Below are 16,493 nucleotides of genomic sequence, written 5' to 3' on the forward strand. Positions count from 1 at the left end.
CTCATGTCCAGCTGTAGAAGAGAGAGCGGCGTGGAGTGACAGCCCATTCGGTCGTCGACGAACAGACCCTTTCCTTGACGAATGCACCCGCCCTGCCTGCAATAAACATGCCCGTTGCTTCGTCGACACGAGTGGTCCGCTGGAACACACCTCGCCGCCTCCCGAGACTGATGCACCGACCTGCGAACTTCGGAGTCACCGGGCGCGGCGCGGAACCTTCGAGTCGATGCAGGATCGTTTCGGCCGCATGGACTCCCAAGGGGATCGCGGCCTGACAACTCATCCTCAGTGAGAGATCACCGACTGCGACCGCATCACCCGCACCAAAGATGTTGGGGTGGGACGAGCATTCCAGTCCATCGTCGACCTTCAGACGACCGAGTTCGTCGACGGGAAGGCTACTTCGGCGCGCCAGATCGGGGACACCGAATTCTGTCGCGAGAATCGTGCAATCGGCCTCAACCCGTACACCTCCCGCTAGCTCGCAGGACGAACCGTCGATCCGAGTCACCCGGGATTCGGTGACAATATCAACCCCAAGGTCGGTCAATGTTCTGAGAATTGCCGATCGAGCACGCTCTGACAGATCCGGGGCCAAGATTCCTCCGGTCACCAAAGTGATTCGGCTGCTTCGCTGCTCAGCCAATTCTGCGGCAGTCTCGATCCCGGTGAGACCGCCGCCGACTACGCAGACCGCAGCCTTCTCGTCGAGAGTCGCCAGCCTGGACGAGAGGCGGACCGCGTCCTCGAATTCGGCGACGCCGAACCCGTGCTCGTCCGCCCCGGCGATCGTGCTGGGCAACTGCCTGCTTCCGACTGCGTAGACCAAGTAGTCGTAGTCGAGCACGCTGCCGTCGTCGAGGGTGAGCCTGCCGAGCGCCGCCTCGATCGTCGTCACCTCTCCGAAGACTCGGTGTGCCGCACGCGGTAGCGCCCTGTCGAACGAGACCGTCGCGTCGTAGCCGGCCGCAATCATCTGATGGAGCCTGATTCTTTGCACGAAGTGTGGGCGCGGATTCACGACGGTCACCGTGATGTCCGACCGAGTTCTCAGCAGCCGCTTCGCTGCCATGACGCCCGCATATCCTGCCCCGATTATCACCACGTGTGCACTCATGGTTCTCCGTTCCGCCAACGGTCCCCATGCTGAGAATGCACGGGATGATCAGGCCTCATCGCGGACGTTATTGAACATTGACGCCCTGGCGTTATGGCGGTCGACACATCTAGGCAGAACTGTGCTGCATGCAATAGGGGCTCGAAAAACACAGGGTCGACAACACAACACTGGCTCGAAAACAACAAATGCTCTGCACCGATTGGTGCAGAGCATTTGTTCGGGTGGAGCTAAGGGGACTCGAACCCCTGACCCCCACACTGCCAGTGTGGTGCGCTACCAGCTGCGCCATAGCCCCGTATTCAATTAACTCTAACAGTCGAACTCGCAGCGGCTTTTCTGCTTTCCGCTTGCTGGAAGAAAGTTACACCACTTGACTCCTGGGCAACAAATCGCCTGGTCAGAGCGAAGCGGCCGCTCCTCGTCCGAGCGGCCGCTTCAGCTCAGGAGGAGAGCTTGGAAACCCAGTCGCTGCTGCCCGTGTCAACGATCTTGCCGTTCGCCACTACCGTGGGCGTCCCGTTCGACCCGACATCCTTGAGCGCCTGGCTGGCGGCTGCAGCATTGGCCGCGGCTGCTTCGACGTTGGTACCGGAAGAGATGCAGGTTGCCACGTCCTCGGATGCGCCCGCATCACGAGCGATCTGGGCGAGGTCGTCGTTGGTGTGGTCGCTGCTGCCGCCCTCGGCAGGCTGCGTGTCGGTCGCGAAAAGCTTGTTGTGGAATGCGGAGTACGCGATCGCGTCACCACCCTGAGCGACGCAGAGCAGAGCGGCGCCGGCCCGTGTGGAGTAGTCACCACTGCCCGACGCCCGGTTGAGGAAGTTCAGCATGTGGTACCGCACGGCGACGTCACCGTTGTCGACGGCGGCCGCGAGAGCCTGGCCACTGAGGTGCTCGAGAGCAGCGCAGGCGGGGCACAGCGGATCCTCGAAGAGATCAATGGTCGTCGCGGCGGAGGGCTTGCCGAGCAGCACCACTCCGTTGTCCTGCACCGTGACGGCAACTTCGGAACTCTGCACGGAGCCGTAGCCGTCGTTCTGGGGCTTGTTCTTGCTGTTCGTCCACAAGACACCGCCGATGACGAGGGCCGCGATCACGAGCACCGCGAGGCCACCGATGATGTAGGTGGAGCGGCTCGAGACCGGTTCCGGCGAGTATTTGTTCTTGCTGCTCTTGGTGCTCACGCTGATGCAGTCCTTCGTGCGTCGAAACGATTTACCGATTGCTTACCTTGCCACTGAAGACTGAGTATCCACTGAGAACGCCGCGCGTGATCCGGGCCCCAATGCGAGCGGCGAACGCGGGAACACGAGCAGCCAGACGGCAAGTGCCAAGAAGCCCAGGTCCCGGAGAATCTCCTTCAGATAGTCCCAAGCGCCGACGTCGGCTGCACCTCCGCCGCCGAAACATCCGCAGTCGATGGACAATCCCCTGGCCCACACCGAAATGATCACCGCAATGAGAACCGTGAGGATGACCACCGAGACCGCAGCGGATACGCGCACCGCCAGCCCGACGAGGATCAGCAGGCCCAGCACTATTTCGACCAGGGGAAGAGCCGTCGCCACCGGACCTACCAGCGACTCGGGCAACAGTTGATAGGCGCGCACCGCGATCTTCGTCTGCACGGGATCAAAGAACTTGAGTCCCCCGGAAATCAGCCAAACGGCCGCCAAACCCAATCGGGCCACAAGACTCACGATGCGAATTGCCACCCGATCGAGAGTACAGAATGCCCGGTCAGTCCAGGTTTGTCCGCGCAGGAGTATCCGTTAGCACCGTCACATCAGTCAGATCTTCGACGACGGATTCGACGGGCTTCGTTCGCGACGGAACGAACAACCAACCCGTCGCCGACACGACTACTACGGCTCCCATCACCGCGAAGGCCGCCGAGTACGACACATGCTGGGCGATCAGTCCGGCACAAATCGGCGCCACTACCCCACCGATGTCGGACATCATCTGGAATACCGCCAGAACGGGTCCGCCTCGGGCCGTCGATCCGACAACATCGGCAACCGCGGCCTGCTGGGCCGGACTCATGAGCCCGGAGCCGACACCAGTCACTGCGGCGATGGCGAAGAACACCACAAGGTTGTCGGTGAATCCCATTGCGATGGTTCCCAGACCGCAGATGAGCAGACCGCTCACGACAAAGGGCTTGCGTCCGAAGCGGTCCGAGAGCCGTCCGGAAACGATCAACACCAACGCGTTTCCGACGGCAAAGATCGTGAGAGCGTAGGCCGCTATCGACGGGTCTCGGTCGAGGAACTCCACGACGAACAGAGGGACCATGGCAACGCGAACTCCGAAGATCACGCCGCCGAAGGCGAGGTTCGATCCGAGCGCTGCCCGGTACACCGGCGACTGAAGCCCTTCTGCGAGAGTCATCGACTTCACATCGACAGCCTTGTCCGGTGACGCCAGGTGAGATCCACGCAGGCTCACGAAGACAACGAGCGCGGCGATCACCAGCGCAACTGCGTAGATGATGAACGGCATCCGCAGACCGAACTGCAACAGCGCACCGCCGACCAGCGGGCCGCCGATCGATCCCATGAGAAAGCTTGTCGCGTACAGCCCCGAGACGCGGCCACGACTGTCCGGCGGTGACATGCGAATAATCAGCCCGAGAGCCGACACCGTGAACATGGTCGACCCGATACCGCCCAACGACCGGAACAGCAGAAGTTGCCAGTACTCCCCCGCGAAAGCGCACGCACCGGTCGAGACCGCGACGATCAAAAGGCCGACGATGTAGACCGGACGCTCACCGAGTTTCTGTACCAAAGTGCCGCTCATCGGCGCGAACACCAATCGCATGAATGCGAAAGACGAGATCACGATCGTGGCGGCGGTGACCGATACGTCGAAGCTGCGCGCGAACTGCGGTAGAGCCGGAGCGACCAACCCGAACCCGAGGGCGATGACGAAGCTGGCGGCGACCAGTACCCAAATTTCCTGTGGCAGCTTGGCTGCACGAGTTTTCATGTCGCCCGGAATTCTAGCCGGGCGACACGAGCGGTCCGCGAGCTAGTTCGCCTTCAAGACGCCGGACACCAAGTCCTTGGCCGCTGCCTGAACCTGAGCCAGATGATCGGCGCCCTTCATCGACTCGGCATAAATCTTGTACACGTCCTCCGTGCCGGACGGCCTCGCTGCAAACCACGCGTTCTCTGTCGTCACCTTGAGACCACCGATCGCCGCGCCGTTTCCGGGCGCCGCGGTCAGTGTCGCCGTGATCGGTTCACCCGCCAGTTCGGTCGCACTCACCTGATCGGGAGACAGTTTTGCCAAGACTGCCTTCTGTGCGCGTGTCGCGGGTGCATCGATCCGTGCGTACGCCGGGCTCCCGAACTTCTCGGCCAACGCGTCGTAATGCGCCGACGGAGACTTTCCCGTCACCGCGGTGATTTCCGACGCGAGCAACGCAAGGATGATGCCGTCCTTGTCCGTCGTCCAGACGGAACCGTCGTGGCGGAGGAAGGATGCACCGGCGCTTTCCTCGCCGCCGAATCCCACCGACCCGTCGAGCAGACCGGGAACGAACCACTTGAAACCGACTGGAACCTCGAGCAATTCGCGGCCCACACTGCTGACCACGCGGTCGATCATCGAGGAACTCACGAGTGTCTTGCCCACCTTGGTGTCTGCGCGCCACCCTGGCCGGTTCGCGAAGAGATACTCGATGGCAACGGCGAGATAGTGATTCGGGTTCATCAACCCGCCGTCGGGTGTGACGATGCCATGGCGGTCGGAGTCTGCATCGTTTCCGGTCGCGATGTCGTAGCGATCCCGAATTCCGATCAGCGACGCCATCGCGTCGGGCGACGAGCAGTCCATGCGGATCTTGCCGTCAGTGTCGAGCGTCATGAATCGCCAGGTCGGATCGACGAGAGGATTCACCACTTCGAGGTCGAGTCGGTGAGTTTCGGCAATCGCGCCCCAGTAGTCGACGCTTGCCCCGCCGAGGGGATCTGCACCGATCCTGATTCCGGCATCGCGGATTGCATCGAGGTTGAGGACAGAGGGGAGGTCTTCGACGTAGTACCGGAGGAAGTCGTAGCGTTCGACGCGGTCCAGCGCCTGCGCCGCCGTGACACGCCGTACCCCGGAAAGCCCCTTGCGCAGTAGCTCGTTCGCTCGATCGGCGATAACCGACGTCGCATCCGTATCCGCGGGTCCGCCGTGTGGCGGGTTGTATTTGAAGCCGCCGTCACGTGGCGGATTGTGTGAAGGAGTCACGACGATGCCGTCGGCCTTTGCCTCCGGTCCGGTCGAGTTGTATCGCAAGATCGCGTGGCTGACAGCCGGCGTGGGCGTGTAGGCATCGCGTGAATCGACGAGGACGACGACGTCGTTGGCGACCAGGACCTCCAGCGCCGACAGCCAGGCAGGTTCCGAGAGCGCATGTGTATCGCGGCCGATGAACAGTGGTCCGTCGATGCCCTGCGAGGCGCGGTACTCGACGATCGCCTGGGTTGTCGCCAGGATGTGAGCTTCGTTGAACGCCGCGTCGAGACTGGAACCGCGATGTCCTGAAGTGCCGAAAAGTACCTGTTGCATCGGGTTCTCGGGATCCGGGGTGCGCGTGTAATACGCGGTGACCAGATGAGGAACGTCGATCAGATCCTCTGGCAGAGCCACTTGTCCTGCTCGTTCGTGCGCCACGAATCCCCCTCGGCCCGGTGGTCGACCACTGTGTCGACGCGACTGTGGACAATTGTCTACCCTGGCCGCGTGGCGTGCACGCTCGACGCCGGATCGGTCAATCCGTAATCTGGATTCCCAACCACGCAGCGGACAGTCCGACGATCAAACTGACGACGATGTAGATCAGCGAGAGGGCCGTCTGGCGCCTCTCGACCATCCCGACATTCTCGTTCGCAAAGGTCGAGTAGGTGGACAAGCCACCGCAGAATCCGGTCGCCAGAAGTGCGGCCATCTCGGTGGAAAGAGCTGCCCCGGTGAACAATCCAAGGAGGAAGCAGCCGATCACGTTCGCGGCGAACGTCGCAGCCGGGAATCCCTTGTACGCGGGTACATACCGCGCCAACAGGTACCGGCCACTCGCACCAGCGCCGCCGCCGAGTGCCACCAGGAGAACTGTCATGCCGACGCTCCGTCCCGCGCGCGGATCCAGCGTTCACCGAGCCCTTTGCCCAGTGCTGCGGCGAGGATCGCGGGAATCAGTGTCCCGAGTACATAGAGAATCGATCGCCACGGACTCTCCGTCACGGCGTGAACCGCGAAGGACGAGAAAGTGGTGAAGCCGCCACAGAACCCGGTGCCGAGAAAGAGGTACCCAACCTTGTTGTGGACGAGGAGGGCCGCGAGAACACCGAGAACGAACGAGCCGACGACGTTGATGACCAGCGTCGTCCAGATGTGGGGAAAGAGCTCCCCCAGCCCGTATCGACTCAGTGCCCCCAATGCTCCGCCGACGGCAACCGCTCCCACCGCACCCGGCAGCTTCAGATCACCCATGCTCTCGCCTCACCCGAAAGAGCCTACGTCCCGGATCGGGCTTTCGGCGGGCGCGGAATGAAGTAACTTGTCCGCTGCTGATACTCGCGATAACCCGGACGCTGTTCCATATGTCGCTCGAGCAACCGCGCACCGGTGGCGAAGACCAGGAAGTACGTCATGGCGATCGGCGAGAGGACAGTCAACACTCCCGGCCACACGGACGCCGAGACGAGGAAGATCCCCCACCAGACGCATGCGTCGCCGAAATAGTTGGGATGCCGCGTCCACGCCCACAAACCTTGATCCATGATGTGGCCACGGCTACCCGGATCGGATTTGAATTCCTCCATCTGCCGGTCGCCGACCGTCTCGAACGTGACGCCGACAATCCACAGCGCGATACCGAGCACAACAAGAAGCCCGAAGCTGCCGTTCGATACTGCTGCGACCTGGATAGGCAGGGAGACGAACCACAACGAAATCCCCTGCGTGAGATAAATCTTGCGGATCGCATACAGCGTTCGATTACCCGTCGCTCGTCCGAGCATTTCTTCGTACCGCGGATCTTCACCCTTGCCGCGGGATCTGATCGCCATGTGCGTCGCCAACCGCAGACCCCAGATCGCCACCAGTGCAAGCATCAACAACCGGCGCCAGAGGTCGCCGGTTCCCACTACCGCGGACACGAGCGCGATCAGAACGAAGCCGGCGCCCCACGACACGTCGACAACATTGTGCCGCCCGATCCGTACACCGATGGTGGCTGTCACTGCCATTCCGACGGCGATCGCCAACAGGCTCGTGAGCGTGACCACTCCGAATGCGCCCCAGTCGAATCCGTTCATCGCCGCGACACCCACTGCGGCCGGACCGATTCCATATCCGATCGACCATCACCGTGCGGCCGGACCGACAGAATCTGATCGACGCCCATCCTGCCGTCCCGAAATGCCATTCCTCCGCCGACGAGGTAGAGACGCCACACCCGAGCGACTTCGACACCCACGAGATCCACGACGCGATCCCAGTTCGATTCGAAGGTCTCGATCCACGCGTCGACGGTCCGCACGTAGTGCTCACGCAGGGCGTGCACGTCCCGGACTTCGAGTCCACCTTCCTCGATCATCGCAACAGTGCGACCGACCGGCCGCATGTACATGTCCGGCGCGATGAACGACTCGATGAACGGACCTCCCCCGGGGTGCGCACCGGTGCGTGACATCTGCTGAATCAGCACACGGCCACCGGCAATAACGTTGTCGTGGAGCGCTTTCACGTATGTCGGATAGTTGTCCTCACCGACATGCTCACCCATCTCGATCGACGCGACCGCATCGAAGGGCCCGTCCGGAATCTCACGATAATCTTGGAGCCGGATCTCGACCCAGTCTTCCAAACCGAGTTCGCGGATCTTCGCGTCGACAAAAGCCTTCTGCTCCGCCGAGATCGTGATGCCGACCACCCGAGCGCCGTACTCACGCGCTGCATGCAGGCTCAGCGAGCCCCAACCACAGCCGACATCGAGGAACCGTAGGCCTCGCGCCCGATCGAGACCGACCTTGCGGCACACCAGATCCAGCTTGTCTGTCTGTGAGTCTTCGAGCGTGTACTCCGGCGCGTCGGAAGTCCAATAGCCCGAGGAGTACGCCATGTTCTCATCGAGGATCAGTTGGTAGAAATCGTTCGACAAATCGTAGTGGTGCCCGATCGCCTCGCGGTCGCGGGCGAGACTGTGCAAGCGGCCCTTCACCTGAGCCTGCGACGACGGTGGAGCCAAAGGTCTCCCGAAAATACCGAAGGATCGCGCAGCCTTGACCGCGGCCAGGACGAGAGACGGGGTCGGGGTAATCGACCCGAGCCCCCGCTCGGCAGAGACCTTCCACACGTGTGTGAGCGCATCACCGAGATCGCCTTCGACGTCGAGTTCACCGAGAACATATGCCTGCGCCGCTCCCAACTCGCCGGGATTCCAGAGCAAGCGTCGCAGCACATTCGGGCTGTAGAGCGTCACTTTCGGAGCATCTTCCGGACCTGCTGTGCTGCCGTCCCAGGCAGTCAATCTCACCGGAAGTTCGCCGCCGACAAGTGGACTGAGGATGTCCGAGAGACGGCCCGCAACGCCGGTACCTTGTGCCGTTCGATCCATCGTGGCGGTCATCGCTGATTCCTCCGATCGAGAACAATTTGCTGGACGTCGAGATATCCCGAGCGAAACCCTGCCTCGGAGTAGCAGAGATAGAAATGCCACATGCGCGCGAACACTGCGTCGAACCCAAGCGCGGACGCTTCGTCGGTGCGAGCACTGAAACGCTCGTCCCACAGCCGCAACGTCTGCGCGTAGTGATCGCCCATCGACATCCGCTCACGCACCCGAAGGGTTGTCATGCGTTCGGTGACGTCCTCTATCGCCCGCACCGACGGGAGAAATCCGCCGGGGAAGATGTACTTGTGCACCCAGGTGTAGGTGTTGCGGGTCGCGAGCATCCGATCGTGCGGCATCGTAATGGCTTGGATCGCCGCGCGCCCACCCGGCGCCAGCAGGGCGTCGATCGTCTGGAAGTAGCTTCCCCAGTACTGGTGGCCGACAGCCTCGATCATCTCGACCGACACGACGGCGTCGTACTCCCCCTGTACTTGCCGATAGTCGAGAAGGTCGACCTGAACGCGATCTGCCAGTCCCGCAGCGCTTATCCGCTTCGCCGCCAATTCCTGCTGTTCGACCGACAGGGTCACTGAGCGCACCGTTGCTCCGCGCTCGGCTGCTCGGATCGCCAATTCTCCCCAGCCTGTGCCGATTTCGAGCACTCGCGAACCGGGACCGACACCCGCACCGTCCAGCAGGCGATCGATCTTCCGATGCTGAGCCGCTGCGAACTCGTCCCACGACGGGGTAGCTCCCACCGACAGATCCTCGAAGAGAGCACTGGAATACGTCATGGTGTCGTCGAGGAACAGTTCGAACATCTCGTTCGAGAGGTCGTAGTGCCGGGAGATGTTCGAGCGCGTGTTCTGCGTCGAATTCCGCTCACTGCGAGGCTGCTTCGGAATGTAGAGGCCTCGTAGCCGCTGCAGGAAGTCGGGAATCAGCGTCGCCACCCGGGAGGCGAAGACTTCCAGGACCGCGGTGAGGTCGGAGGCTTCCCAATCGCCCGCCATGTACGACTCGCCGAATCCGATCAACCCACTGTCGCCCACACGAGCAGCGAAGTCGTCTGGACGGTGGATGACCATCAACGGCGAATCCGGACTACCTCCACCGGAGAACTCACCGTCGGGCATCTGAACGCGCAGCGGCAAGCGCGCGACCGCCTTGTGGAACAGAGCGCGGGCAACCGGCGACGCAACCCTCACTTTGAAACCGCTGGGCACCGTGGCAACGCCCGGCCACCGCTCGGATTCGATCGTGTGAGCGGAAGGTTCGGTGCCGAGAGTGGTCGTGGTCATTGCACTGCCTCCTGCGGGTGATGTTGCGGTCGGGGAACGATGGGTAAGCGCCTGGCCCACAGCCGGATTCCTTGAAATCTGATCTGCGCGGCGACTCGCAGCGGAGCCAGCGGGATGGAGAGCGCACTGCGGACGATCTCGCGCGTCGTCGCCGGCACACAACGACCGGACACCGTGGCTACGAATGGCGCCTTGCCGTCACGGGCCAGAACTATCGAGAGCGCGAGCGCGGTGTCGGGTAGCGGTAATCGCATCCGGTACTCGCCGTCCAGATCGTTGAATGGAGACACATAGAACTCTTTGGACGTGCGAGCCCCGCCGCGTTCGTCGGTTTCGAGCAGGTAGCAATGCCGCTCGCCGTAGGTGTTGTGAACCTCGGCAACGACGCACCGCTGACTGCCGTCGTCGTTCAGACACCAGAACACACTCAGTGGGTTGAACACATGCCCGAGAACACGTGCGTTCGCAAGCATGAGGATGCGGCCGCCGGCGAACTCCAATCCGTTTGCTGCCAGAAAAGTCTCGACGTTGGCACGAATCGATCGGGTGGGGTCACCGAGGTGATCTCCGGCGTCGAACTTCGCCAAGGGTCGCAAAGGCTTCGGGAGCTCGGGCAGATCGTCGACGTCGACGAGCCAGCTGTAGCTTCGGTACTCGAACTCGTTGTGCAACGGCTCCGTTCGTACGTGCCGGATGCTCGTATGAACGATGGACGGCGTGATGGGAGTAGTCACGGCCACCGACCTCCGACGCGTTCGGCGGCGCGCAGGCCAGACAGTGCACCGTCCTCGTGGAAACCCCATCCGTGGTACGCACCGGCAAACGCGAGCACGTCCGAGTCCAACTCGGGAAGCCGCGCTTGAGCGGCGACGGAGGTGGGTGTGTACTGCGGATGCTCGTAGGTCATCTGATCGATCACCGAGTCCGGGGACACCATTTCGTCTCCCCCCAACGTCACCAGGTAGCGCCGACCGGTCTCCGGCAGCCGCTGCAACCTCGTCATGTCGTAGCTGACCAGAACGTGATCCGGCTTCGCGTTGCATTCAGGGATGTAGTAGTTCCACGACGCGCGCGCATTGGTGTTGCCGGGCAGCACATTTTCGTCCGTGTGAAGTTGGGTGTGGTTGACGGAGTACGGCATTGCGCCGAGGACCTGGGATTCGGCAGGCGTCGGATCCGCCAAAATCTTCAGTGCTTGCTGCGGATGCGTTGCGACCACAACTGCGTCGAAGGTCTGGATCTGGTCGTCGCCGTCACGAATGTCGACGCGATCGTCAAACCGGTGGACGGCGCGAACTGGCGTGTTCAGGCGGATATCCCCGATACTTTTGGCGACGAGACGAACGTATTCGCCCGATCCACCGGTGACTGTTCGCCAGGTCGGCGATCCAGTGACGCTCAGCATTCCGTGGTGATCGAGGAACGAGAACAGGTACCGCGCGGGATACTTCAGCGCCGAGCCGGGATCACACGACCAGACTGCCGACACGAGCGGAGTCATGAAGTGAGCGGTGAAGTAGTCGGAGAACCGGCCGCTGCGCAGAAACACTCCCAGTGTCTGGTCGGGTGCCGACGGATCCGTGTTGTCGAGCAGAGCGCGGGCACGGCGATGGAAGCGCTTGACCTCCATCAACATCGACAGAAAGCTGCCGTTGACAAGGAGCCCCGGCGTCGGGAGAACGCCGCGCAACCCTTGGCCTCCCGAGTACTCGAGACCGCAACCCCCACACCTGACCGACATACTCATGTCGGATTCCTGCGTAGGCACATCGAGTTCTGCGAACAATCGCAACAATGTCGGATAGGTGCGATCGTTGTGGACGATGAACCCCGTGTCGATGGCGAGGCTTCGCCCTTCCGGGTCGGTGACCGAATGGGTGTCCGCGTGCCCGCCGAGCCGTGAATCCGCTTCGTAGAGGGTGACGTCACTGTCCTTACTGAGCACCCACGCCGCTGTCAGACCTGCGACACCACTACCGACGACGGCCACCTTGCGCTTGTCGGAACTCATCGTCGTTCTCCCATCTTTGTTGCGGCTACCCCGCGACTCATTCCTGCGATTGCATCCGCGACGAGGCGATGCCAGGTCGCCGCCCGACGGAGCATGAAGTGGCCTGCGCCGTCGATGCCGATCCATTCAGCGCTCTTACCCGACTTCTGCAGTTCGTCAACTTTCCGACGAGACGCTGCCGAGTCGGTCCACGAGTCGGCCGTGCCGTGGAGCACAACCAGTGGTGTGTCCGAACGCAGATTCACCGACGTTCCATCGGGCCACCACGGCGCCAGCGCAACCACACCGACCACCGCCGGATCGCCACACAGTTCGGCGGCGACCCGTCCGCCCATCGAGTGGCCCAGCAAAATCACCCGAGCTTGTGCATTACGTTTCGTTATCGCGTCGAGTGCGGCTCGAGCGTCGGCGACCGGACTGCGCTCGGCACCGTTCCAACCACGCACCCGATAGCGAGCCTGCACCGCTCTCACACCGGAGCGGCGAAGCTGAGCGGTGAACGGGCGCATCCGAAGGTTGGACAGATGCCAGGCGCGAGCCGGGCGATGGCTCGAGACCTTTCCTCCAGGCAGCACGAGCACCACCAGGTGCTGGTCACCGTCCTGCTGTTGCCGTCGGTTGGGCGTCATGCATGGCATTCGGAGCCGAAAACCATTTGGATGGGGTTCGTAGAATTTCTTTTGTGAATCGTGAAGCACTCGTCGGTGACGTCCTCGACGCCATGGACGCCAACTTGGTTTCCCATGCCTGCCACCTGCATGAACACTTGCCGACTGCATCGGTCACGGTCACTGCGGATGTTGTCGTCGCAGACAGCGGCCTCGCCGACGACACTTTCAACATCATCGCTGGTGCTCGCTTCGCCGTACCTGCCGACGGGCCCGAAGATCGGCGACTGATCGACATCCTCGCCTCGATTCGAGCAACCGGACGTCCGTTCTCCTGGTGGACCGGACCCCGCGATAATCCCTCTGACCTCGGGGCTCGCCTGTCCGCCCTCGGCTGCGTGCGCTCCGAGGAAGAACGAGCGATGACGGCGGACCTTGACGTCGTCCCTCATCCGACGCCTGTCCCAGAACTCTCCGTTCATCGGGTGACTACTCGTACCCAGCTCGCCGACTATGCCGCCGTGATGGCCGCCAACTGGTCGCCGCCCTCAGCCGCAGTAATTGGATTCTTCGAAGACACCGCTGATGCCGCCCTCGATGAGCGTTCGCGGAGTTCGTTTGTCGTGGGGTACGCGAACTCCCAGCCTGTCGCCGGAGCCGAGGTCCACTTTGCCGCCGGCGTCGCCGGACTGTATGGCGTCGTCACACTCGAAACGGCTCGCCGACGCGGATTCGGCTCGGCGGTCACCCTTGCCGCACTCGACATCGCCCGCGAGCGAGGTGCCCGAACAGCAGTTCTTCAGGCGTCCAGCGACGGCGCACAGCTCTATCGAAACCTCGGCTTCGACGATGTCGGCACCTACACCGAGTACTCGATCGGAGGCAGTTAGACGTCCCCGCGGGGACGCTTTCACCCCGTATCCGTGAAGGTGTCGGCACCCACATCTATCATCGAACATACATTCGAAATGATGTCGGACGCGAGCCGGGGGGCAACCATGAACGCAGCATTAACCGAGAACGCAGCATTGATCGATGAAGATACGCAGGGTTCCAACCGAGACGACGTGGATCAGCTCGGCTCGGAAATCTGCGCCCTCGCCGGCCAGATCGCCGCGGCCACGGCTCGATTCCTTACCCTCCTGTCGAAATTCGACGAAGACCGCGGATGGACCGGTCCGGGACTTCACTCGTGCGCCCACTGGTTGTCGTGGAAGTGCGGAATGAGCCTGCACACCGGCCGTGAATACGTTCGCGTCGCCAAAGCGCTCCGACCTTTGCCCGAGATGCGGAAGGCCTTCGAGCAAGGCCGCCTGTCCTACTCGAAGGTTCGCGCCCTCACCCGGGTCACCACGCCCTCCAACGAAAAGCAGATGGTTCGGTTCGGATGTGAGGCGCCCGCAGCCCAGATCGATCGTCTCGCCGCAGGTCTGCGTAAAGCAACCGACAACGAATCCGGCAAAACCAAAGCGCCCGAACGTCTTCAGGTCCGCTGGCATTGGGACCCGGATTCGGGCGAATTCGTCATCAAAGGACGCCTGCCTGCGCAGGACGGCGCCCGAATCCTCGCAGCGTTAGGTGTGGCGGAACGTGAACGCACCCGAATCGCCGCCATCCGCCCCGTCGACGAGAAGGCCGCAAAGAACCCGGTCGGAAATATCGGGCCAGGTCTCGTCGCGATGGCAGAGCTCGCCACCGCCGCAGTCACGGACCGCACACCCAAGGCCGCCGCGAACGAAGTTGTGTTCTTCCACGAAGCGAACACCGTCCGAGTGCCGAGCGGACCCGCATTGCCTCAAAATGCCGCTGAGGAAGTGCTCTGCTACGCCAAGCTTCGCCTGGGAACGACCAAGGAAGGATGCGTTCTGAATCTAGGTCGGCGGACTCGCGTCGTCAGCGCTAAACAAATGTTGGCATTGAACTACCGCGACGGATGCTGCCGCACACCAGGATGCGGACGGACCCGCTTCCTGCACGCACATCACGTGAAATTCTGGGGACGCGGCGGCAATACGGACTTGGACAATTTGATCATGCTTTGCGGTACCTGCCACCGCGCGCTGCACGACGGCAAGTTCACGATCTCTGCACTCGGCGAGCAGAAGTTCGAGTTCCACTACGCCAATGGAGACGTCATCGCCCCAGCACCGCCAACAGAGGGGTTCGCCGATGACCTATTGCGCGGAGACGTACCCGACGACGCGATCGTACCGGCGTGGAGCGGAGAGCCCCTCCACCTCGATCACGCGGTCAGCGTCATCCTTGACGGCTGGGCCGCGTGAGCAAACATTGGTCTAGTCCAATCTGAATCCGTCGTGAACAATCGGACAACCCTCGCATTCAGGTAGTGCAATTGGTCTAGTCCTATCGCAATATCTTTAGCGTGACCAAGAAAATCGCACGCACCTCAGCCGCTATCACACTCCTCCTCGCCGGCGCTGTTGCTGCCGGAACTGCAACTGCTGCAGCAATTCCCGGATCGTCCGACCTCAATCCGTCGGCCGCCGAGAAGACAGTTGTCATCGGCCTCGACGGCACCATGCTCAGCCACATCAAGACCGCCGACGCTCCCCGTCTCCAGAAGCTGATCGCCGAAGGAACCAGCGGAGAATCTTCCATCCTCGGCCACACCACCATCTCCGGACCGTCGTGGTCGACCATCCTGACCGGAGTCTGGGACACCAAGCACGGTGTCAAGGACAACACGTACGCAGGCGCCCGCTTCGACCTCTACCCGAGCGTGTTCACACGGTTGGAAACAGCACAGCCCTCTCTGCTCACCGAGTCGATCTCCACCTGGGGCGGCATCGACAACATCGCATCCAGCGGCACGCCGAAAGCCGACGTTGTCGTCACCACTGCCGATGCAGGTTCCGGAGCGGCCACCGATGCTGCGACCGCTGACGCCGTCGCCCGCGACATCACCGACAAGGGACCTGACCTGATCTTCACCCAACTCGATCAGGTGGACGGCGCGGGGCACAGCGGCGGGACCAACGGCGCTGCGTACGAAGAGTCCATTGCCTCGGTCGACGCTCAGGTGGGCAAGATTGTCGATGCCGTTGATCAACGCGCAGCGAAGACCGGTGAGAAGTGGACGGTTCTGGTCACTTCGGATCACGGCCACAAGCCTGCCGGAGGGCACGGCGGCCAGACGCCGGCGGAAGCAACGACATTCGTCGTTGCACGCGGTGCGGGATACGCGGCCGGCAAGACCACCGACGCGTACACGATCGCCGACATCACGCCGACCATCCTCCAAAGCCTGGGCGTTGCATTGCCTGCCGATCTGGACGGTAAGCCGCTGGCCAAGGAAGCTCCCGGCTTCGTCGGCTCGGTCGACCTGGGATTCTTCGGCTCCTGATCGCAAGAAGACCCGGGCGCTCAGCAGAGTGCCGCAGCAAGACAGCAAAAAGGTCGGGCCGGAGAGCGTGTGCTGTCCGGCCCGACCTGTTGTGGAGCTGCCGGGAATTGAACCCGGGTCCTACGTTGAATCGCTAGGGCTTCTCCGTGTGCAGTTCGCTAAGTCTCTACTTGGATCTCCCAGTCTCGCGAACAAGCCAGGATGACGATCCCAGTCACTGTTTGATGTCCCATTCGACTCCGTGACCGAGCCGAACAGTAAAGCCCTCTAGCTGATGCCAGGAACCGGGTCGAGGGCAACCCCGGGCTGACAGACACGCTTCGCTACTTAGGCAGCGAGAGCGTAGTCGCGCTGATTGGAATCGGCGCTTATAGGTTTGCAGCGACGCTTACGGTGGTCTCTTGCCTGCACCGACACGCTTCCCCTAACTCAACACACGCAGTCGAAACCGTTCAGCCCCGTGTGTGCCCCGCG

16 protein-coding genes, 1 tRNA gene and 1 other RNA gene are annotated in these 16,493 nt (G+C 62.3%); 3 read left to right on the plus strand and 15 right to left on the minus strand.

Annotated elements, in window-relative coordinates; all coding sequences use genetic code 11:
* Nucleotide 1: 1 nt before the first annotated feature.
* From ACKAMS_RS15615 to ACKAMS_RS15680, 14 genes are all read right to left on the minus strand, one after another.
* Nucleotides 2–1,117: an NAD(P)/FAD-dependent oxidoreductase gene (locus tag ACKAMS_RS15615; RefSeq protein WP_408989219.1), complete on the minus strand. Its 1,116-nt coding sequence runs from the start codon at nucleotides 1,115–1,117 to the stop codon at nucleotides 2–4.
* A 225-nt stretch (nucleotides 1,118–1,342) separates the two neighbouring features.
* Nucleotides 1,343–1,415: transfer RNA gene (locus tag ACKAMS_RS15620), tRNA-Ala, on the minus strand.
* A gap of 145 nt (nucleotides 1,416–1,560) precedes the next feature.
* Nucleotides 1,561–2,304 (minus strand): DsbA family protein, encoded by a 744-nt coding sequence (locus tag ACKAMS_RS15625; protein ID WP_007731305.1) that lies wholly within the window; start codon nucleotides 2,302–2,304, stop codon nucleotides 1,561–1,563.
* Nucleotides 2,305–2,346: 42 nt separating this feature from the next.
* Nucleotides 2,347–2,835, minus strand: a complete 489-nt coding sequence (locus ACKAMS_RS15630; protein ID WP_019747868.1) for a MauE/DoxX family redox-associated membrane protein — start codon at nucleotides 2,833–2,835, stop codon at nucleotides 2,347–2,349.
* 25 nt (nucleotides 2,836–2,860) lie between these two features.
* On the minus strand, nucleotides 2,861–4,114 hold the full coding sequence (locus ACKAMS_RS15635) for an MFS transporter (RefSeq protein WP_029255079.1): 1,254 nt from the start codon (nucleotides 4,112–4,114) through the stop codon (nucleotides 2,861–2,863).
* Between the two features lie 42 nt (nucleotides 4,115–4,156).
* Nucleotides 4,157–5,794: a phosphoglucomutase (alpha-D-glucose-1,6-bisphosphate-dependent) gene (gene pgm / locus ACKAMS_RS15640; RefSeq protein WP_021334357.1), complete on the minus strand. Its 1,638-nt coding sequence runs from the start codon at nucleotides 5,792–5,794 to the stop codon at nucleotides 4,157–4,159.
* 97 nt (nucleotides 5,795–5,891) lie between these two features.
* Entirely contained in the window at nucleotides 5,892–6,236 is a 345-nt protein-coding gene (gene crcB, locus ACKAMS_RS15645) for a fluoride efflux transporter CrcB (RefSeq protein WP_019747865.1), read from the minus strand.
* Nucleotides 6,233–6,610, minus strand: a complete 378-nt coding sequence (locus ACKAMS_RS15650) for a CrcB family protein (protein ID WP_019747864.1) — start codon at nucleotides 6,608–6,610, stop codon at nucleotides 6,233–6,235. The genes crcB and ACKAMS_RS15650 overlap by 4 nt, the downstream gene beginning before the upstream one ends.
* A gap of 23 nt (nucleotides 6,611–6,633) precedes the next feature.
* Nucleotides 6,634–7,437 (minus strand): DUF1295 domain-containing protein, encoded by an 804-nt coding sequence (locus ACKAMS_RS15655; RefSeq protein WP_020969269.1) that lies wholly within the window; start codon nucleotides 7,435–7,437, stop codon nucleotides 6,634–6,636.
* Nucleotides 7,434–8,750, minus strand: a complete 1,317-nt coding sequence (locus ACKAMS_RS15660; protein ID WP_051636468.1) for a cyclopropane-fatty-acyl-phospholipid synthase family protein — start codon at nucleotides 8,748–8,750, stop codon at nucleotides 7,434–7,436. The genes ACKAMS_RS15655 and ACKAMS_RS15660 overlap by 4 nt, the downstream gene beginning before the upstream one ends.
* A complete protein-coding gene (locus tag ACKAMS_RS15665) occupies nucleotides 8,747–10,036 on the minus strand; it encodes a class I SAM-dependent methyltransferase (RefSeq protein WP_408989220.1) in 1,290 nt (429 codons plus the stop codon). Before ACKAMS_RS15665 ends, ACKAMS_RS15660 begins: the two co-directional genes overlap by 4 nt.
* Nucleotides 10,033–10,776 carry a DUF1365 domain-containing protein gene (locus ACKAMS_RS15670; protein WP_269577741.1) on the minus strand — a complete coding sequence of 248 codons (744 nt, stop codon included), beginning with the start codon at nucleotides 10,774–10,776 and terminating at the stop codon, nucleotides 10,033–10,035. The genes ACKAMS_RS15665 and ACKAMS_RS15670 overlap by 4 nt, the downstream gene beginning before the upstream one ends.
* Nucleotides 10,767–12,047, minus strand: coding sequence for an NAD(P)/FAD-dependent oxidoreductase (locus ACKAMS_RS15675; RefSeq protein WP_019747859.1), 1,281 nt, complete (start codon nucleotides 12,045–12,047; stop codon nucleotides 10,767–10,769). Before ACKAMS_RS15675 ends, ACKAMS_RS15670 begins: the two co-directional genes overlap by 10 nt.
* A complete protein-coding gene (locus tag ACKAMS_RS15680; protein ID WP_308372334.1) occupies nucleotides 12,044–12,676 on the minus strand; it encodes an alpha/beta fold hydrolase in 633 nt (210 codons plus the stop codon). The genes ACKAMS_RS15675 and ACKAMS_RS15680 overlap by 4 nt, the downstream gene beginning before the upstream one ends.
* 53 nt (nucleotides 12,677–12,729) lie before the next feature.
* Here ACKAMS_RS15680 and ACKAMS_RS15685 point away from each other — a divergent pair, with 53 nt between their 5' ends.
* The 3 genes from ACKAMS_RS15685 (at nucleotide 12,730) to ACKAMS_RS15695 (ending at nucleotide 16,019) form a co-directional block, all read left to right on the plus strand.
* A complete protein-coding gene (locus tag ACKAMS_RS15685) occupies nucleotides 12,730–13,545 on the plus strand; it encodes a GNAT family N-acetyltransferase (protein ID WP_408989221.1) in 816 nt (271 codons plus the stop codon).
* A 108-nt stretch (nucleotides 13,546–13,653) separates the two neighbouring features.
* Nucleotides 13,654–14,937: a DUF222 domain-containing protein gene (locus ACKAMS_RS15690; protein WP_408989222.1), complete on the plus strand. Its 1,284-nt coding sequence runs from the start codon at nucleotides 13,654–13,656 to the stop codon at nucleotides 14,935–14,937.
* A gap of 101 nt (nucleotides 14,938–15,038) precedes the next feature.
* A complete protein-coding gene (locus ACKAMS_RS15695; protein WP_408989223.1) occupies nucleotides 15,039–16,019 on the plus strand; it encodes an alkaline phosphatase family protein in 981 nt (326 codons plus the stop codon).
* Nucleotides 16,020–16,108: 89 nt separating this feature from the next.
* Here ACKAMS_RS15695 and ssrA read toward each other — a convergent pair.
* Nucleotides 16,109–16,479: a transfer-messenger RNA gene (ssrA, locus tag ACKAMS_RS15700) on the minus strand.
* Nucleotides 16,480–16,493: the final 14 nt, after the last annotated feature.

The organism is Rhodococcus sp. 5A-K4 (assembly GCF_046097995.1).
Taxonomy (GTDB): domain Bacteria; phylum Actinomycetota; class Actinomycetes; order Mycobacteriales; family Mycobacteriaceae; genus Rhodococcus_F; species Rhodococcus_F erythropolis.